Annotated in this window: 15 protein-coding genes; 11 read left to right on the forward strand and 4 right to left on the reverse strand. The window is 66.9% G+C overall.

From position 1 onward, the window contains the following. Positions 1 to 7: 7 nt before the first annotated feature. From NFV80_RS02920 to NFV80_RS02930, 3 genes are all read left to right on the forward strand, one after another. Positions 8 to 2395, forward strand: a complete 2388-nt coding sequence (locus NFV80_RS02920) for a 3-hydroxyacyl-CoA dehydrogenase/enoyl-CoA hydratase family protein (RefSeq protein ID WP_296757787.1) — start codon at positions 8 to 10, stop codon at positions 2393 to 2395. Between the two features lie 15 nt (positions 2396 to 2410). Then, positions 2411 to 3613 (forward strand): acetyl-CoA C-acyltransferase, encoded by a 1203-nt coding sequence (locus NFV80_RS02925; protein ID WP_295330736.1) that lies wholly within the window; start codon positions 2411 to 2413, stop codon positions 3611 to 3613. 141 nt (positions 3614 to 3754) lie between these two features. Continuing rightward, the gene (locus tag NFV80_RS02930) at positions 3755 to 4351 is read left to right on the forward strand and encodes a DUF2802 domain-containing protein (protein ID WP_295330719.1); all 597 of its coding nucleotides are present in this window, start codon (positions 3755 to 3757) and stop codon (positions 4349 to 4351) included. A 58-nt stretch (positions 4352 to 4409) separates the two neighbouring features. Here NFV80_RS02930 and NFV80_RS02935 read toward each other — a convergent pair whose 3' ends face one another. Further along, positions 4410 to 4748: a tetratricopeptide repeat protein gene (locus NFV80_RS02935; RefSeq protein ID WP_295330721.1), complete on the reverse strand. Its 339-nt coding sequence runs from the start codon at positions 4746 to 4748 to the stop codon at positions 4410 to 4412. A 58-nt stretch (positions 4749 to 4806) separates the two neighbouring features. On the opposite strand from NFV80_RS02935, the gene NFV80_RS02940 reads away from it, so the two are divergent. Both NFV80_RS02940 and recG read left to right on the forward strand, forming a co-directional pair. Next, positions 4807 to 5190, forward strand: coding sequence for a RidA family protein (locus NFV80_RS02940; protein WP_295330723.1), 384 nt, complete (start codon positions 4807 to 4809; stop codon positions 5188 to 5190). Further along, entirely contained in the window at positions 5190 to 7241 is a 2052-nt protein-coding gene (gene recG, locus NFV80_RS02945; protein ID WP_295330725.1) for an ATP-dependent DNA helicase RecG, read from the forward strand. The genes NFV80_RS02940 and recG overlap by 1 nt, the downstream gene beginning before the upstream one ends. A 65-nt stretch (positions 7242 to 7306) precedes the next feature. Here the strand turns inward: recG and NFV80_RS02950 are convergent, their stop codons facing one another. Further along, positions 7307 to 8008 (reverse strand): class I SAM-dependent methyltransferase, encoded by a 702-nt coding sequence (locus tag NFV80_RS02950; protein WP_295330728.1) that lies wholly within the window; start codon positions 8006 to 8008, stop codon positions 7307 to 7309. 365 nt (positions 8009 to 8373) lie between these two features. Here NFV80_RS02950 and NFV80_RS02955 point away from each other — a divergent pair, with 365 nt between their 5' ends. Both NFV80_RS02955 and NFV80_RS02960 read left to right on the forward strand, forming a co-directional pair. Next, positions 8374 to 10278: a potassium transporter Kup gene (locus tag NFV80_RS02955; RefSeq protein WP_295330738.1), complete on the forward strand. Its 1905-nt coding sequence runs from the start codon at positions 8374 to 8376 to the stop codon at positions 10276 to 10278. Between the two features lie 65 nt (positions 10279 to 10343). Further along, positions 10344 to 11567 (forward strand): hypothetical protein, encoded by a 1224-nt coding sequence (locus NFV80_RS02960; protein ID WP_295330730.1) that lies wholly within the window; start codon positions 10344 to 10346, stop codon positions 11565 to 11567. Between the two features lie 10 nt (positions 11568 to 11577). Here NFV80_RS02960 and dsbD read toward each other — a convergent pair whose 3' ends face one another. Next, positions 11578 to 13329, reverse strand: coding sequence for a protein-disulfide reductase DsbD (gene dsbD, locus NFV80_RS02965; RefSeq protein ID WP_296757791.1), 1752 nt, complete (start codon positions 13327 to 13329; stop codon positions 11578 to 11580). Between the two features lie 19 nt (positions 13330 to 13348). After that, positions 13349 to 13681: a divalent-cation tolerance protein CutA gene (gene cutA, locus NFV80_RS02970; RefSeq protein ID WP_296757794.1), complete on the reverse strand. Its 333-nt coding sequence runs from the start codon at positions 13679 to 13681 to the stop codon at positions 13349 to 13351. Positions 13682 to 13937: 256 nt separating this feature from the next. On the opposite strand from cutA, the gene NFV80_RS02975 reads away from it, so the two are divergent. The 4 genes from NFV80_RS02975 to NFV80_RS02990 all read left to right on the forward strand — a co-directional run. Beyond that, the gene (locus NFV80_RS02975; RefSeq protein WP_296757797.1) at positions 13938 to 15326 is read left to right on the forward strand and encodes a DUF4062 domain-containing protein; all 1389 of its coding nucleotides are present in this window, start codon (positions 13938 to 13940) and stop codon (positions 15324 to 15326) included. Then, positions 15323 to 16273 carry a MoxR family ATPase gene (locus tag NFV80_RS02980; protein WP_296757799.1) on the forward strand — a complete coding sequence of 317 codons (951 nt, stop codon included), beginning with the start codon at positions 15323 to 15325 and terminating at the stop codon, positions 16271 to 16273. Before NFV80_RS02975 ends, NFV80_RS02980 begins: the two co-directional genes overlap by 4 nt. Further along, on the forward strand, positions 16270 to 17424 hold the full coding sequence (locus tag NFV80_RS02985; RefSeq protein ID WP_296757802.1) for a VWA domain-containing protein: 1155 nt from the start codon (positions 16270 to 16272) through the stop codon (positions 17422 to 17424). Before NFV80_RS02980 ends, NFV80_RS02985 begins: the two co-directional genes overlap by 4 nt. A 5-nt stretch (positions 17425 to 17429) precedes the next feature. Then, positions 17430 to 17947, forward strand: a 518-nt coding sequence (locus tag NFV80_RS02990; protein ID WP_296757804.1) for a hypothetical protein, incomplete at its 3' end; no start/stop codon positions are given.

The raw sequence follows: 17947 nt of genomic DNA on the forward strand, positions 1-17947 counted from the left end.
GAACAGCGTGAGCAATTTCATCGTACGCAAGGCCGCCGTACTCGGAGCGGGCGTAATGGGCGCGCAGATCGCCGCCCACCTCGCGAATGCCGAAGTGCCGGTGGTGCTCTTCGATTTGCCGGCCAGGGAAGGCGATCCCGACGCAATCGTCCGCAAGGCCATCGACGCGCTCGGGAAGCTCGAACCGTCGCCCTTGGCCGGCAAGGATCGCGTCGGCTACATCGACGCCGCCAACTATTCGCAGCATCTCGATCAACTCGGAGATTGCGACCTGATCATCGAAGCCATCGCCGAGAAAACGGAGTGGAAAGACGATCTGTATCGCAAGATCGCGCCCTTTGTCTCAACCGCAGCGATCATCGCATCGAATACCTCCGGCCTGTCGATCAACCGCCTGTCGCAAGCATTGCCCGAGGCGCTGCGGCCGCGCTTCTGTGGCATCCACTTCTTCAATCCGCCGCGCTACATGCATCTGGTCGAACTGATCGCCACCGCAACCACCGATCCATCGCTGCTCGACGACCTCGAGTCCTGGCTGGTGTCGCGTCTCGGCAAGGGAATCGTGCGTGCGCTTGATACCCCGAATTTCGTCGCCAATCGAGTGGGGGTATTCTCGATTCTCGCGGTCATGCATCACACGCAGCGACTCGGCCTCGGCTTCGACGTCGTCGACTCGCTCACAGGCCCGGTTATCGGCCGCCCGAAGAGTGCCACCTACCGCACCGCCGACGTCGTCGGTCTGGACACCCTGGCGCACGTCGTCAAAACCATGCAGGACAGCTTGCCGGACGATCCCTGGCATGGCCATTTCGGCGTTCCGGCCTGGCTTGCCTCGCTGATCGCCAAGGGGGCGCTCGGCCAGAAGACGCGCTGCGGTATCTTCCGCAAGGACGGGCGCGCAATCAAGGTGTTCGATCTGGCCGCCGCCGACTATCGCGATACCGCTGGCGAGATCGATTCGGGCGTGCTGGCGATCCTCAGGAACCGCAATCCGGCCGAAAGGTTCGCACAGTTGCGCGCCAGCGAGCAGCCACAGGCACAGTTCCTGTGGGCGATTTTCCGCGACGTCTTCCACTATGTCGCGTACCACCTTGCCGACATCGCCGACAACGCCCGCGACGTCGATTTCGCCATGCGCTGGGGCTTCGGCTGGTCGCAGGGGCCGTTCGAGAACTGGCAGGCCGCCGGTTGGGCGGCGATTGCCGAGGCCGTCCAGGACGACATCGAAGCCGGGCGGGCGATGAGCGACGTACCGCTGCCCGCCTGGGTCTTCGGGCGCGTTGCACGGGACGGCGTACACGGTGCCCTAGGCTCCTATTCCGCGAGCGCCGACACCTACCGGCCACGCTCGGCGCTGCCTATTTACCAGCGACAGATCTTTCCCGAGTTCCTCCTCGGCGAGAAGCCGATCGCCGGCAATACCGTCTGGGAGAACGAGGGCGTGCGCCTGTGGACGCTGCCGCAACTCGACCCGGGGATCGCCATCGTTAGCGTCAAGTCGCGCAACCATACGCTGGGTCGCGACGTGATCGTCGGTTTGCAGCACGCCGTCGCCCTTGCCGAAGCCGATTATCAGGGACTGGTACTCTGGCACGAGGCGCCGTTCGCCTTCGGCGCCAACCTCAAGGAGGTCGCCGAGGCGATCGCTGCGGGCGAGTTCGAGCTGCTCGAAAAGCACGTCGCAGAGTTCCAGAAAACCTCGATGTGCCTCAAGTACGCCAAGGTTCCGGTGGTGGCCGCGGTACAGGGAATGGCGCTGGGCGGTGGTTGCGAGTTCCTGATGCACGCCGCCAAACGGGTGATCGCGCTCGAGAGTTACATCGGCCTGGTCGAAGCCGGGGTCGGACTGATCCCCGCAGGTGGTGGCTGCAAGGAGTTCGCCATTCGTGCTGCGCAACTGGCGGCGAAAACCGCCGGCAACGACCCCTTCGAATTCATCCAGCCGGCCTTCCTGACCATCGCCATGGCCACCGTGTCAAAGAGCGGTGTCCAGGCCCGGGAACTCGGCTTCGCCGTCGACTCCGACCGGATCGTCTTCAATCCTCACGAACTGCTTTACATCGCGCTACGCGAGGCGCGCGGCCTGGCTGAAGCCGGCTACTACCCGCGCCTGTCGCCGCGCGCGATCAAGGTGGCCGGCCGCACCGGTATCGCCAACTGCGAAATGATGCTCGCCAACATGAAGGAAGGCGGAATGATCTCGGCGCACGACTATCTCGTCGCCAGGTCCGCAGCTACCGCGCTTTGCGGCGGCGACGTCGAGACCGGCTCACTCGTCGACGAACAGTGGTTGCTCACCGTCGAGCGCCGGCTCTTCGTCGAGTTGCTGAAAAACCCGAAAACCCAGCAGCGAATCGAGCACATGCTGGAAACCGGCAAGCCACTGCGCAACTGAGAAGGAGAACCAATGATGAGCAGACAGATTCAGGAAGCATATATCGTCGCCGCTACCCGCCTGCCGGTGGGCAGGCGCAAGGGCATGCTGGGGCATGTTCGCCCCGACGACATGCTGGCCCACGCGATCCGGTCGGTCATGGGGCAGGCGCCAGCACTCGACCCGGCGCTGGTCGGCGACGTCATCGTCGGCTGCGCCATGCCGGAGGCAGAGCAGGGCATGAACGTCGCACGCATCGGCCTGCTGCTGGCAGGCCTGCCGAACACGGTTCCCGGCGTCACGGTCAACCGCTTCTGCGCGTCCGGCCTGCAGGCGGTGGCGATGGCGGCGGACCGCATCCGCCTTGGGGAAGCCGACGTGATGATCGCCGCGGGCTGCGAAACGATGTCGCTGATGAACCAGATCGTCGGCAACAAGATGGCGATCAATCCGGCGATCTTCGCGAAGGAAGAGAACTACGCGATCGGCTTCGGGATGGGCATCACCGCCGAGAAGGTCGCCACGCGCTGGCAGATCTCGCGCGAAGATCAGGACGCCTTCGCGCTCGCCTCGCACCAGAAGGCCTGCACGGCAATCACGGCGGGCCATTTCCGGGCCGAGATTTCGCCCTACCCGGTGTCGGCACGCGTTCCGGATCTGCAGACTGGCGACGTGAAAGTCCGGGAGTACCTGGCCGAAGACGACGAGGGGCCGCGTGCGGACACCAGCTGCGACGGGCTGGCCCGATTGCGGCCGGCCTTTTCCGCGCGAGGTTCGGTGACTGCCGGCAACAGCTCGCAGATGTCCGATGGTGCTGCCGCCGTCCTGCTGGTTTCGGAAAATGTCCTCAAGCAGTTCGAACTCCAGCCGATGGCACGCTTTGCCGGCTTCGCGGTGGCTGGTGTGGCGCCCGAGATCATGGGCATCGGGCCGGTCGAAGCGATTCCGAGAGTGCTCGCCCAGGCCGGCATCGCGCAGCACGAAGTGGACTGGATCGAGCTCAATGAGGCCTTCGCTGCGCAGGCGCTGGCCGTCGTGCGCACGCTCGACGTCGATCCGGTCAAGGTGAACCCGCTGGGCGGCGCCATTGCCCTCGGCCATCCGCTTGGAGCGACCGGAGCGATCCGGACGGCAACCCTGGTGCATGGACTGCGGCGCACCCGGCAGCGCTACGGCATGGTGAGCATGTGCATCGGTACCGGCATGGGCGCCGCAGGGCTGTTCGAGGCGATCCCGTAGTGGCCGGCGGCGCAGGCCTCGTCCGTATTAACGGCCGGGGCCTGCGCCGCAGCGGGCGCCGCCGGTGGGGGGCACGATGCTTCTTGGCGCGAGCGAAGTGTCTGGCATAATGTCCGGCGGACACGGTCACGAAGGCGCCAAATGGATTTCGAGCTGCTGGAAAGTCTGGGTTGGCGCGAGGGTCTGATCGCGATCATCGCGCTGCTCGTCCTCTACATCATCGTCCTCTATGTGCGCCTGACGCGGCTGCAGCGCGCGGCTGCCGCGCCGCCGCCGCTGCCGGTGGAATCGGCGGTTGCCGCCTATGCCGCGATCCAGGAGACAACGATGGCGCCGGTCGAGCCGGCCAGCAATGCGCCGGCGACAGCCACCGCGGGCGAATCGGTGGGCAATGGCGAGGCGCCACGTGAGGAGTTTCCCTGGAACGAGCCGCCACCGGAGATTCCCGGGCAGGCAGTGATCGACGCCCTGCGGCGCGAGCTGTATCAACTGCGTTGTGAGCTGGGCGGACTGCGGGACGAACTGCGCGCCGAAGTGGTGGCCCTGCGCGAGGAACTGCTGCAAGCTTCCGTACCCTCGCTCGATCCGCCGCAGGCGGCCTCGCCGCTGTACAGCGACGCCATGCAGTTGGCAGTCCAGGGGCACGACGCGACCACCATTGCACGTCATTGCGGCATCGCGCGTGCCGAGGCCGATCTGGTCGTGGCGTTGGCGCGCAGGCGCGGCGAGGGAAGGTAGGTGCGTGCCCGCTGCGATGCCTCGGGTTCTGGCGAACGCGGAAGGCCCTTGCCCCGGATCAGGACTCGGCCGTCGGCAGTTGCCGGCGCAGCCGCCGGGCAAAGACGATCATCTCCCTGGCCGCCTGGATGTCCCCCCTGGACCTGGCGACGGCGATCCCCTGTTCGTACGCGGCCAGCGCCTCGCTCTCGTGGCCACCCTCGGCGAGTGCCTTGCCAAGCAGCTTCCAGGCAGCGGAATGTCCCGCATCGCGCGCGACCGCCTCGCGCAGGCAGGCGGCGGCCTGTTCGTGATTGCCGGCCTTGAGGTATTCGCTGCCCAGCGAATAGCGCAACAGGGCGCCGTCGCGCGGGCCGCCGAGCAACTTTTCGAGGTTGGCGATGAGCGTGCTGGTCATTTCCTTCGCGGTTTAATATTTCGGTTTCTCCACCTGACACATTGTAGAGGACAGCACCATGGCACGAACGATCATTTCCACAGCGCATGCACCGGCGGCGATCGGCACCTATTCGCAGGCGGTCCGGGTAGGCAATACCGTCTACCTCTCCGGTCAGATCGGCCTGGACCCTGCCAGCATGCAACTGGTCGACGGAATCGACGCGCAGATCGTTCGCGTCTTCGACAACCTCAAGGCGGTGGCCGAAGCAGCCGGCGGTTCGTTGGCCGACGTCGTCAAACTCAACGTCTTCCTCACCGACCTGGCGCATTTCGCCAGGGTCAATGAAGTGATGGCCAGCTATTTCTTCCAGCCGTTCCCGGCCCGGGCGGCGGTCGGTGTCGCGGCGCTGCCGCGAGGTGCTCTGGTCGAGGCCGATGCGGTGATGGTGGTCGCCGACTGATGCCGATGGCGGACGCGATCGACGCGCCGCCAGCCATCCGCAATCGGCTGAAGAAGCTCGGGCTCGAGCGGCTCGACGATCTCGTGCTGCACTTGCCGTCGCGTTACGAGGACGAGACGCAGATCACCGCCATCGCCGGTGCGCCGACGGGGGTTCCGTTGCTGATCGAAGGCCGCATCGTCGACGTGACCGTCAAGGCGGCACCGCACAGGCAACTGGTCGCCAGGGTCGGCGATGCGAGTGGCGACGGCAGCGTTCTAGATCTGCGTTTTCTGAGTTTCTACGGCAGCCAACAACGGGTGCTGGAAAATGCGCGCGATCGAGGGCAACGGCTGCGCGTCTTCGGCGAAATCCGCTGCGGCTATTGCGGGCCGGAGATGGTGCATCCGCGTTACCGCGTGGTCACCGAGGATGAGGCATTGCCGCAATCGCTGACTCCCGTTTATCCGACCACCGCCGGCCTGTCACAGGGCGCGTTGCGGCGACTGATCGCACGCGCGCTGGAGGATGCCGATCTTGTCGAGTTGCTCGACGAGGCGTGGTTGAGCAGCCATTCGCTGCCGTCGTTTGCGAGCGCCGTGACCCTCCTGCACGCGCCGCCGCGCACGCTGGGCGTGGACGCGCTGCAGGCGCGCAGCCACCCGGCCTGGCGGCGTGTCAAGTTCGACGAACTGCTGGCGCAGCAACTCTCGCTGCGCCATGCCTATCTCGCACGCAGACGCAAGGGTGCGCCGGTGCTGCTTGCCGCCGGAAAGCTCGCTGGCCGTCTCGCAGCGGCGCTGCCGTTTTTCCTGACTGGCGCGCAGCGACGCGTCGTTGCCGAAATTGCCGCCGACCTCGGCCAGCCCCATCCGATGCAGCGGCTGCTGCAGGGCGACGTCGGCAGCGGCAAGACGATCGTCGCTGCGCTCGCCGCCTGTCAGACGATCGAGGCGGGTTACCAGACGGCGTTCATGGCGCCGACGGAAATTCTGGCCGAGCAGCATTTCCTGAAGTTGCGGGCTTGGCTCGAACCGCTCGGTGTCGAGCTCCTGTGGCTGGCCGGTGGTTTGCCGAAGGGCGTCCGGCGGGAAAGGCGGTTGCAGGCCGCGACAACTGCCCAACTGATTGTCGGCACGCACGCGCTGATCCAGGAAAGCGTCGATTTTGCCCACCTCGGATTGGTCATCGTCGATGAGCAGCATCGCTTCGGTGTCAGGCAGCGGCTCGAACTGCGGCGCAAGGGGGGCAACCCGCACCAGTTGATGATGTCGGCGACGCCGATTCCGCGCACCCTGGCGATGACCTACTACGCCGATCTCGACGTGTCGGTGATCGATGAGATGCCGCCAGGCCGCTCGCCGGTGCGTACCCGGCTGTTCTCCGACGCACGCCGCGACGAGGTGGTTGCCGCAGTGCGCGCGCTGGTCGGCAGGGGAAGACAGGCGTACTGGGTCTGTCCGCTGATCGAGGAGTCGGCCAAGCTCGATCTGCAGGCGGCGCTCGATACCCACGCGGCGCTCGGCGTCGCGCTTGCCGACCACCGCGTCGGTCTGCTCCATGGCCGCCTGCGCAGCGAGGAAAAGGCTGCGGTGATGGCCGCTTTCGTCGCCGGCGAGATCGACGTGCTGGTCGCGACGACCGTCATCGAAGTGGGCGTCGACGTCGCCAACGCCAGCCTGATGGTCATCGAACACGCCGAGCGCTTCGGGTTGGCGCAACTCCATCAGCTGCGCGGTCGCGTCGGGCGTGGCAGCCACGAGTCGGTGTGCGTGCTCCTCTACCAGCAGCCCTTGTCGGCCGCTGCGCGGGCGCGCCTCAAGGTCATTTTCGAACACGCCGACGGCTTCGAGATCGCCCGTCACGACCTTCACCTGCGAGGTCCCGGCGAGTTCATCGGCAGCCGCCAGTCGGGAATGCCGCTGTTGCGTTACGCTGACCTCGATGCCGACGCCGATCTCGTCGAATTCGCGCGGGTACAGGCGGTGCGCATGCTGCGCGACGACCCGGCGCGCGCCCGCCGGCACCTGCAGCGCTGGCTGGGGAATCGCGACGAACTGCTGAAAGCCTGAAGCCGGGCGCGCGGCGGCCTTGCGTTCGGGGCTGGCCGGGGCGGTCTTCGCGTGACCAGAGGCGGTCAGACGGGTGGAAGCTGCGCTACCGGTTCGCCCGCCGGCCGTGGCTCCACAGCCCGCTTGGCCTCGGGTCTGCGGGCGACGAGGCCGATCAGCGCGGAACGGCCCCGGTGTCCCGCGCCTTCGGCAATTTCGTCCTCGTATTCGACGAGTTCCTCGATTTCCCACTCGGCGAAGGCGGCGCGCAGCAGTTCCCTGGTGTATAGATTCTCGATCGCCGAAGGGCCGCCGGTGCCATAGTCGAGCTGCTTCGGCGTGTAACCCTGGAGCAGGATTCTCCCGCCCGGCCGCGTTGCCTGCCGCATTCCCGCCAACTGTCGCGCGCGTTGCCCGGGGTCGGCAAACTGGATGAAGATGCCGACGACCCAGTCGAACGCCGCATGCAGTTCCGCGGGCGGCCAGTCGGGAGCCAGCATGTCGGCAAGCAGGAAGCGCACCTCGACCCGGCGATGGGCGGCGAGGCGTCGCGCCTTGGTCACGGCTACTTCGGAGATGTCGACCGCGGTGACGTGCAGGCCCTGCTCGGCCAGCCAGACCGAGTTCCGCCCTTCGCCGTCGGCGACCGCCAGCGCCGTCGGTGCGTTGCTTTCTCCGTTGCGCAGCAGGGCAGCATGCCGCGCGAGAAAGCGGTTCGGCTCGGTGCCGAACAGATATTCGTCGCCGGCATCCCGGTAGCGATTGCTCCAGATGGTTTCCTGGTTCATGGGGCGATACTCCTTGACCGAAGCCCAAAACCGAAGCCCAAGACGGCGTCGGACCACGCCGCATCTGCAATAACAATGGCATGAAACGGGAGGCTCCTCGGGCCGCCGCGGAGGGCTTCGGGAATCTCTGGAAGTTTATCCCAAAGCGGACACTTTTATGCTTGTGAGGGATTTTCATTCGTCCTACAATGGCGGCCGCCGTTATGCTGCATTGCGGCAAGCACCAAGGTTGACGAGCGCTCGTCCAGGAGGTGCCGATCGGCCAGGGACGGCAGGTCTGCGGGCTCTGCCGACGCGTGGAACGAAAATGGCACGGGTCGGATCCCGTGGAGATCGTCCGGGGAGGAAAAATGACGTCCACAAGCATGGCGGCTGCCGACGCGCCGCATGGCGAGCACTCGGGTCTCGCCGCCACCGCATTGGCAGCCATGGGCGTCGTCTTCGGCGACATCGGCACCAGTCCGCTGTACACGATGAAAGAAGTCTTCGGCGGTCCGCATGCGGTCGAAGTCAGCCCGGACAACGTGCTGGGCATCCTCTCGCTGGTTTTCTGGGCATTGACCATCACCGTATCGATGAAGTACGTCCTCTTCATCATGCGCGCCGACAACAAGGGCGAAGGCGGCATCATGGCGCTGACCGCCCTGGCGTCGCGCACGGCGAATGCCTCACCGCGTATCCTGTGGCTGATGTCGGCGCTGGGCATCTTCGGCGCCGCACTGTTTTATGGTGACGCGGTGATCACGCCGGCGATGTCGGTCCTCTCTGCGGTCGAAGGGCTCGAGGTGGTGACACCGGTGCTGACGCCGTACATCGTGCCGAGCACCGTCGCCATTCTGATCGCGCTCTTCCTTTTCCAGCGGCACGGCACGGCGGCCGTCGGGGCACTGTTCGGCCCGATCATGATGTTCTGGTTCGCCACGCTCGGACTGCTCGGCCTGTGGAACGTGATCCAGTATCCGGCAGTGCTGGCGGCGATCAACCCCTGGTATGGGCTGGCTTTTTTCGCCGAACACCGCGGCCTCGCCTACCTGGCGCTCGGCTCGGTGGTGCTGGCGATCACCGGCGGCGAAGCGCTTTACGCCGACATGGGGCATTTCGGTCGCCGCTCGATCAAGTGGGCCTGGTTCGCCTTCGTCTTCCCGCTGCTCTATCTCAACTATCTCGGTCAGGGCGCGTTGATCCTCAACGATCCGAAAGCGATCGAAAACCCATTCTTCCTGCTGGCGCCGACCGAGATGCTGCTGATCCCGCTCGTCGTCCTGGCCACGGTCGCCACCGTCATCGCTTCGCAGGCGGTGATTTCGGGCGCGTTTTCCCTGACCAGCCAGGCCATGCAGCTCGGCTACTGTCCGCGCATTCAGATCAAATTCACCTCCGAGCGCGAAAAGGGCCAGATTTACGTCCCCAACATCAACTGGTTGCTGCTGCTGACGGTGATCATCGTCGTCCTCGGCTTCCGCTCGTCGTCGAACCTGGCTTCGGCCTACGGCATCGCCGTGACGCTGACGATGATGATCGACACGATTCTCGCTTTCGTCGTCGTTCGCGCCCTGTGGAAGTGGAGCTGGCCGCGTGCGGCGCTGTTTCTGGTGTTCTTCGTCGTCGTCGATTTTGCCTTTTTCTCGGCCAACGTGATCAAGATTCTCGATGGCGGCTGGTTCCCGCTGACCTTGGGTTTCACCGTGTTCGCGCTGCTCTCGACCTGGAAGCTGGGCCGCAAACTGCTCTACGAGAAGCTCCGCCTGGATTCGATTCCGCTCGAAGCCTTCATCGCCAGTCTGCACGAGGGCGGGCCGCAACGCGTCGATGGCACCGGTGTGTTCATGACTGCCGACCCGGACAGCGTGCCGCGTGCGCTGCTGCACAACCTCTATCACAACAAGGTGCTGCACGAGCGGGTGGTGCTCCTCAACGTGCTTACGGAGGACGTGCCGTATGTTCCCGAAGACCGGCGCGTGCGCGTCGAAGTGCTCGACGCGGGCTTCCATCGGGTCTTCGTCCGCTACGGCTTCAAGGACGATCCCGATCTGCCGCGCGCCATGGACCTGTGTGCCGAGCACGGCCTCTCCTTCGAGATGATGGAGACCTCGTTCTTCCTCGGCCGCGAGACGGTCGTCACGATGCCGATCTCCAGGCGTGCGCGCATGGCGAGATGGCGGCAGATCCTGTTCACCTGGATGTTCCGCAACGCCGATACGGCGACCGCATTCTTCAAGCTGCCACCGAACCGCGTCGTCGAGCTCGGCGCCCAGGTCGAACTGTCGTAGCCATTCCTGTCTTGGCGAAGCACGGCTAGGCACGCCGGAGTCGGCGGCGGGCTGTCGAATCCAGGATGAACCGCTGCGCACTGCTGCTCTCCGTCGTGCTCGTCGCATTGGCGGCCGTCGCCACGGCCGGGGAGCGCCGGCAGGGGATGCTGCCCGGGCAGGGCGGGACTGCCGCCGGAAAGCACTCGCCTCCGGCAAAAGGCGGGCGCACGATCGTCGTCGGTCCGCACGAGAAGGTCAGGAGCGTTACGGAAGCGGCACGCCGGGCTCGCGACGGCGACACCGTCGAGATCCTCGCCGGAGAATACCGGCGGCAGGCGGTGGTCTGGACACAGGCACGGCTCACGATCCGCGGCGTCGGCAAGCGGCCGATTCTGATCGCCGACGGCGACAGTGCCGAAGGCAAGGCCTTGTGGGTGGTGCGCAACGGCGAGATTCTCGTCGATAATCTCGAATTCCGGGGAGTCCGCGTTGCGGACGGCAACGGCGCCGCGATACGCTTCGAAAAAGGCCATCTGCGCGTCGTTCGCTGTGCCTTTTTCGACAACGAAATGGGCATCCTGACCAGCAATTTCGACGACGCCGTGCTCGAAGTCGAGGACAGCGAGTTTGGCGAGGCGCCGACGCATGCGGGACTGTTGCACCACCTGCTCTATGCCGGCACGATCGCCCGCCTGAGCGTCCGCGGCAGCCGCTTCCAGCAAGGATTTCGCGGGCATTTGATCAAGTCGCGCGCGCGCGAAAGCTCGATCCTGTACAACATGCTCGTGGATGGGGTCGGTGGCCGTGCCTCGTACGAACTCGAGTTTCCGAACGGCGGCCTCGCCTGGGTGATCGGCAACATCATCGGCCAGAGCGCCTCGACCGACAATCCGGACCTGATTTCCTATGGCGCCGAGGGTCGCCACTGGCCGGACAACGCCTTGCTGCTGGCGCACAACACGCTGGTCAACGACCGTCTGGGCGGCAGTTTCCTGCACGTCTGGGCCGATCGCTTGCCGCCGGCCACCGAGGTATGGGCGATCAACAACCTGCTCGTTGGTCACGGTTCCTTCGCCCCGCAGGCGTCGGGCCGCTACGAAGGTAACCAGCGCATCGAACGCAGCATGCTGATCGATACCGAGGCCCGGGAATTCGGCCTGTCGGGCCGGTCACCGCTGCGCGGGCAGGCGCCGCCGCCTGCGTCGTTTCGTGAGCGGAGCCTTGCGCCGACAGCGGAATTCGTCCTGCCGGCAGGCACCCGTTCGCTGCCCGTCGGCAAGCCGCTGTCGCCAGGTGCGCTGCAATGAGCAGTCGCGTCTAACCCAAGCCTGACAGCAGGCCGAGAAACTCGTCGGCGTTCTGAAAGCCGACGACGCGCACGCCCGCGATCTCCTTGCCGCCGCGCGCGAAGAAGAGGATTGCCGGCGGGCCGTAGAGCCCGAAGCGCTGCAACAGGGCGCGGTCGGCGTCGCTGTTTTCGGTCACATCGACCTGCAGCAGCGTCCACCCGGACAATCTGGCGTGGACACGCGCGTCGGCGAAGGTGAAGCGCTCCATCTCCTTGCACGAGACGCACCAGTCGGCGTAGAAATCGAGCAGCACCGGCCTGTCGGCTGCCGCGAGCCGGGCTTCGAGTTCGGCCAGCGAAGCGACGCGCGTGAACGCCAGTGGTCTTGCCTCGACGCTCGCCGCGCTGCTGCGCAATATCGAGAGAGGCTGCAGCGGGTCACGCGAACCGGCCAGCGTGCCGAGCAGCATCGCCGCGCCGAGCAGGAGCATGACGATGCCGATTCCCTTCCAGAAGCGCTGCGCACCGCGCGCGTGCGGCGGCAGGGGATCGAGCGCGTGCAGGTAGATCGCCGGAATGATCAGCAGCAGCGACCAGGCCAGCATCTGCGCGACCACCGGGATCAGCGGCGAAACGAGCCACACGGCCGTTGCCAGCAGAATCACGCCAAACGCCTTCTTGACGGCTTCCATCCACGGCCCCGACTTGGGCAGCAGCGTCCCGGCCGAGACGCCGACGGCCAGTAGCGGCGCGCCCATGCCGAGCCCCATCGCGAACAGCGCCGCACCACCGCTCACCGCGTCACCGCTCTGCCCGATGTAGAGCAGGGCTCCCGCCAGCGGCGCGGCGACGCAGGGACCGACGATGACCGCCGACAGCGCGCCCATCGCCGTCACCGCCGGCAGCGAGCCGCCGTGCAGATGGCTGGCTTCTTCTGAAACCCGGCTCTGCAGCAAGGTCGGCATTTGCAGCTCGTAGAAACCGAACATCGACAGCGACAGGAGCACGAAGACCGCGGCAAAGGCCCCCAGCACCCAAGGATTCTGCAGCGTTGCCGCCAGCAACGTGCCGGTCAGTCCGGCGGCGACGCCGGCCACCGCGTAGGTCACCGACATTCCCAGCACGTAGCCGAGCGAGAGCGAAAAGCCGCGCGCGTGCGAAACGCCGTGGCCGTCGCGGCCGGCACCGACGATGATGCTCGACAGGATCGGAATCATCGGGAAGACGCAAGGCGTCAGCGACAGCAGCAATCCGAAGCCGAAAAAGCTGCCGACGAGTACCCAGAAACTGGCGTGCCGGAACAGTTGCGCGATCCGCCCGGACTCGTCGCCGACCGTGGCGCGGCCCGGCGGTGCAGCCGCAACGGCCGGATCGGGCAAGTGCACGCCGACTGTCTGCTGTTGCGGCGGATAGCAGATGCCGGCGTCGGCGCAACCCTGCGAGGTGAGCTTGAGGGTCAATGCCAGCGGTCCCGAACTGTTGCGCTCGACCGGCAGGCGGATCACCGCCTCCTGGTAGTAGACCTCGACCTTGCCGAAAGTGTCGTCGTGCTTCTCCTTGCCCGGCGGCAGGATCGCGCTGCCGAGCTGCACGCTCGCCGGCTCGGCGGCAAAGCGGAACTTGTTGCGGTACAGGTAATACCCCTTGGCGATGTCGAAACGGACCTCGATCGTCTGCCCGTCGAGCGCGCGAGCGCTCGGCTGGAAAGCGACCGCCGGGTCGAGAAACTCTTCGGCGTGTACCAGGGTGCTCAGGAGGAGGGCGAACAGCCAGCGGATCATCGTAAAGGGTTTGCGGAAATCAATCGGCGCCGGAAGTTTCGCCGGCGACCCAGGCAAGATATTCCGGCAGCCCATCGACGATCGGCAGCGCGATCACTTCGGGCAGTTCGTAAGGATGCCGGCGACGGATCGCCGCAGCCAGCGCCGGGAAACGTTCCTCGCTCGTCTTGATCAGCAGCGGCACTTCCTCCGCCGACTCGATTGCCCCCTGCCAGCGGTACACCGAACGGCACGGCGCCAGGATATTGACGCAGGCAGCCAGCCGCGCCGCGACGAGTTCTTCGGCCAGCGCGTCGGCGGCGGATCGATCGGGCAGATTGGTCAGGACGAGCAGGGTGGTCACGGGGCGCATTCTACTCCTTCGGCGGTTTGCGGGCGGTCGCTGGTGTGCCCGTCGCGCAGGCGATCGTTCGTGAAAGTTTCCTGGAGCCTGCGGTCGAGGGTGGGAAAGACGGCGCGATCAGTGACCCGCGACAATCGTCGTGACTGGCGGTGCTTTGGTCTTGCCCACTTGGCGCCTCTTTGCCGAATGGCTATGATTGCCCGACAAGGGCCGTTCGTTCGCCAGACCGCGGGCAGCGAGTCAGCCACAACGACCGATGCCAGCGATGCCACAACCAACGCAAATCGCCGAGATCTCCCAGATCTTCCTCAGCGCCACGGCGCAGGACTGCCGCAGCTATCGCGAAGCGGTGCGCGACGCGCTGCAGCGCAACGTGGACGGGGCGCAGGTGTGGCTGCAGGAGGACTGGGCGGCCGGCGGCCAGTTCGTCGTCGAGGTCTGCCGCGACAAGGTCTGCTCGCGCGACGCCTACCTGGGGCTGTTCGGTCATCGTTACGGCTGGATCCCTCCGGACCACAGCAAGTCGATCACCGAGCTCGAATTCGGCTGGGCGCTCGAGCGCTGGCCGCGGCAACAGGCGGCCCCGATCTTCGTCTTCCTGCCGTTACCGGGCAGCGAGGCCGACGACAGGCTGCGCGCGTGGGCAGCCGCCTGCTTTCGGCTCGAATGCCCCGACGAGGCTTCCCGCCGCCTGCAGGACCAGCGGCAGTCGGCGTTCCTGAATCTGGTCCGCTCCTGGGCGGCAGGGCGCATCCTGCTCTTCTACGAACACGAGCAGGAACTGCGCGAGAAGGCGATCGCTAGCGTCAATCACTGGAATCTGGCCCTGTTGCGCCGCGCGATCGACGACCGCCGGCAGGTGAAGGGCGACATTCCCGCCGACGAACTCGGGCGCATCGGTCGCGAGCCGCAGCGCCGGGCACTGACCGACGCACTCGCCGCGTTCCACGATCGGCCCGGGCAGCGCGCCGTCGCTTTTCTCGTCCATGGCCGGGAAAACCACGGCCAGCGCGAGTTCGCCGAGTGGCTCGCGCGCTCGGACGAGCCCTGGGACGAATGCGGCGACGACTTCTCGCTCCATTGCGGGCAACCGGGCGATGCCGACAGCAGCGAATCGCTGATCCGCTGGGTGGGCAGCGAACTGCGCGAGCCGGTGATCGGCGAGGCGGCGATCGAGGCGCTGGCGGTGGCAGTTGCCGCCGCGCTGGCTCGCCGCTCGCTGGTCTTCATCCAGCGCAGTGCCGGCCAGCAGGCGCAACGCCTTCTCCATTTCTGCCAGGATTTCTGGCAGCCGCTGCTCGCCGCCTTGGCCCGCCGGCCGGCAGCGGGCAGCGGACGCCTGTACTGGTTCGTCGTCGACCACGCGTGCCTCGCCGGAGAATGCGGCGGGGCGGTATGCTCCGACGAGGCGAACGGTGGCGCCGTCGACTGCGAGCGCCTGCTGGCGCTGCCGGAACTCGGCGCGATTACCGCGAGTCAGGTCAGAACCTGGCTTGGCGAATTGCGCAAGTCGGTCGGCATCGATCTCGGCGCCGACCGCCGGCAGCAGATCGCCGATTACGCGACGCATCCCGACGGCAATCCGGCCAACGTCTACGATCGCCTCCAGCGCGAGGGTTTCTGGGCCAACGCTACCTCAAGGAAAGGGCAATGACCGTGCCGCAGCAGAAAGCTCCCGACCTCACCTTCTCCGGCAAGAGCTGTGCTTCCTACCTTGCCGCGCCGGAGACCGCCGTGATCGTCAACCTGGCGATCCACCTCGAACGGCCGCTGCTCGTCGAGGGCGAAGCCGGCTGCGGCAAGACGCGCCTCGCTGCCGCCGTGGCCGAAGAACTAGAACTCGCCGACCGGCTGATCGTCATCACCGTCAAGAGCACGATGCAGGCCAAGGACCTGCTCTACCGCTTCGACGCGCTGCGCCGCCTGCAGGACGCGCAGAACCCGGGCAACCAGCTGGCGCGCAGCGTCTACCCCTACCTCACGCTCGAACCGCTCGGGCACGCGATCCGCGAGGGCAAGCCCTGTGTCGTGCTGATCGACGAAATCGACAAGGCCGACATCGATTTCCCGAACGACCTGCTCGACGTCCTCGACCGCTTCGAATTCGACATCGACGATCTGCCGCGCGAGGAGAGCGACGCCTGCCTCGAGCACAAGGGTTTCGCGCGCCACGTCGCCGGCCCGCTGCAGGGCGTCCGGCCGCTGGTGATCATCACCAGCAACCGCGAGAAGCAGTTGCCCGAACCGTTCCTGCGCCGTTGCCTGTACGTCCAGCTCGATTTCCCCGACGACCCCGCGATCCTCGCCGAAATCGTCCGCCGGAACCTCGCCGTCCACCAGGAAGACGTCGCCGACGAACTGATCGCCGGCGCCGTCGAGCGCTTCTGCGAAGTCCGCGAGCGCGCGCAGGCAAGCGGCGCACAGAAGCTGCCGGCGACCAGCGAACTCGTCGATTGGGTGCGCGTCCTCCACTGGCAGCAGCGCAACAGCGCGAGCGTCGTTTCGCAACCCTTGACGGTCGCCGACCAGGCGGTGCTGTTCAAGATTCGCCACGACCTCGAGCGCTATCGTGCGCACATCGCCGCGGAGGCGAGCCGTTGAACGACGCCGGCGAACTGCCGCCACTGCTCCTCGGACTGTTCCGCGAGTTGCGCGCGAACGGCGTCGCGGTCGGCGTTCGCGACTACCTCGACGGCCTGCGCGCCTTGCGCCTCGGCCATGGAGCCGGCAGTCGGCAGGCGCTGCGCGAACTCGCGCTGGCTTTGTGGGCGCGTTCGGAAGCGGAACGGCGGCTGATCGCGCGCTGGTTCGACGCCATTCCGGAAGTGCCGCCGACGCTGCTCGAGCGAGTCGAGGGCGTGGTGAGCACGCTCGAGGAAAGCGTGCACGCCGGCACCAGCGGCGAGCGCAGCCGGCGCACGACGATTCCTCCGGCGGTACCGCCGCCGACGGCAAGCTCGCCCGGCAAGACCGGTGGCGCGGCCGGCGAGGCACGCGCCCGCATTTCGTTCGCCGCGCGGCACGAGGGCGAGGGTTTGCCGCTGCCGCGTTTGCCGCTGGCACCGCAGATCGCCGAACACTACGTGCTGCAGCCGCAGGCAGCGATCAGCGCGCGCAATCTGGCCGTTCTCTGGCGGCGTTTTCGCCGCAGCACGCGCAGCGGCGCGGGCGCCGGGCAGCGCAGCGAAATCGACCTGCCGGCGACGATCCGCGAGCGTTGCCGCCGCGGTCTGCTCGCACGGCCCGTCTGTCGCCCGCCGCGCAGCAACTGCGCGCGCCTGCTGGTGCTCGCCGACGCCAGCACGAGCATGGACCCGTGGCGTCCTTTCCTCGCCACGCTCGCGGCCTCGCTGCCGCTCGGCCGCCTGGCCAGCGCCGAACTGCGCTACTTTGCCAACCTGCCGCGGCGGAAACTGTTTGCCGACGTCGAACTGACACAGGCCGAGCCGCTCGACGATCTCCTGCGCGAGAACGCCGGCGCCGCGCTGCTGATCGTCAGCGACGCCGGCAGCGCGCGCGGCTACCTGAACCACCGGCGGGCGCGGCAGACGATCGACTTCCTCGCCGCAGCGGCACGCCGCTTCGCCGCGATCGTCTGGCTCAACCCGATGCCGGCGGCGCGCTGGCGCGCCACCACCGCCGAACGCATCGCCGACGCTCCGGCCGCGGACGGCCGGCCACGGCTGCCGATGCTGCCGCTCGACGCCGCCAGCCTGCTGCGCGCCGTCGACATCCTGCGCGGCCAGCGTTAGCGCCGATGCCGTATCCCGCCGCTCTCGGCCAGCGCCCGCTCGCAGTCGGCGAAGCGTACGCCGCGCTTGCGCAGTACGCCAGCGACTACGGCCGCCAGTCGTTGCTGCTGCTGATGCACGCGTCGGTCGCCGAAACGCTGCGCGCCGACCTGCTCGACCTGATCCGCGTCAATTTCCTCGGCGCCAGCGCCGGCGATGCGAGCATCGACGCCGATGTCCTCTTCTCGCCGCTGTGCAGCACGCTTGGCGGCGGCTACTACCGGATCGACGCGCAGGTGCGCTGGCACGCCCTGGCGCTGCTGCGCTCGCTGTATCGCGACGACGCGCAGGCGCGCGAGCGGCGCGTCGCCGAACTGCTCTGGCGCTACGTCGAGGCGATGGAAAAGCAGGCCAGTCGCGGCGCCGATCCTCGTCTCGCCGAATTTCTCGCCATTCAGCGCTGGGTCGCGCTGGCTTTCCTCGAACCGGCGAGCGCCGCGCACGCCTTCGCCGAAGCCTTGCGGCAGGCCGGCGACGCGCCGCA

Source organism: Accumulibacter sp., from assembly GCF_023806565.1.
Lineage (GTDB): Bacteria > Pseudomonadota > Gammaproteobacteria > Burkholderiales > Rhodocyclaceae > Accumulibacter.

Coding starts and splice junctions, on each gene's coding strand:
- NFV80_RS02925 (WP_295330736.1), top strand. CDS start 2,411: ATGAGCAGACAGATTCAGGAAGCATATATCGTCGCCGCTACCCGCCTG.
- NFV80_RS02930 (WP_295330719.1), top strand. CDS start 3,755: ATGGATTTCGAGCTGCTGGAAAGTCTGGGTTGGCGCGAGGGTCTGATC.
- NFV80_RS02935 (WP_295330721.1), bottom strand. CDS start 4,748: ATGACCAGCACGCTCATCGCCAACCTCGAAAAGTTGCTCGGCGGCCCG.
- NFV80_RS02940 (WP_295330723.1), top strand. CDS start 4,807: ATGGCACGAACGATCATTTCCACAGCGCATGCACCGGCGGCGATCGGC.
- recG (WP_295330725.1), top strand. CDS start 5,190: ATGCCGATGGCGGACGCGATCGACGCGCCGCCAGCCATCCGCAATCGG.
- NFV80_RS02950 (WP_295330728.1), bottom strand. CDS start 8,008: ATGAACCAGGAAACCATCTGGAGCAATCGCTACCGGGATGCCGGCGAC.
- NFV80_RS02955 (WP_295330738.1), top strand. CDS start 8,374: ATGGCGGCTGCCGACGCGCCGCATGGCGAGCACTCGGGTCTCGCCGCC.
- NFV80_RS02960 (WP_295330730.1), top strand. CDS start 10,344: ATGAACCGCTGCGCACTGCTGCTCTCCGTCGTGCTCGTCGCATTGGCG.
- dsbD (WP_296757791.1), bottom strand. CDS start 13,329: ATGATCCGCTGGCTGTTCGCCCTCCTCCTGAGCACCCTGGTACACGCC.
- cutA (WP_296757794.1), bottom strand. CDS start 13,681: ATGCGCCCCGTGACCACCCTGCTCGTCCTGACCAATCTGCCCGATCGA.
- NFV80_RS02975 (WP_296757797.1), top strand. CDS start 13,938: ATGCCACAACCAACGCAAATCGCCGAGATCTCCCAGATCTTCCTCAGC.
- NFV80_RS02980 (WP_296757799.1), top strand. CDS start 15,323: ATGACCGTGCCGCAGCAGAAAGCTCCCGACCTCACCTTCTCCGGCAAG.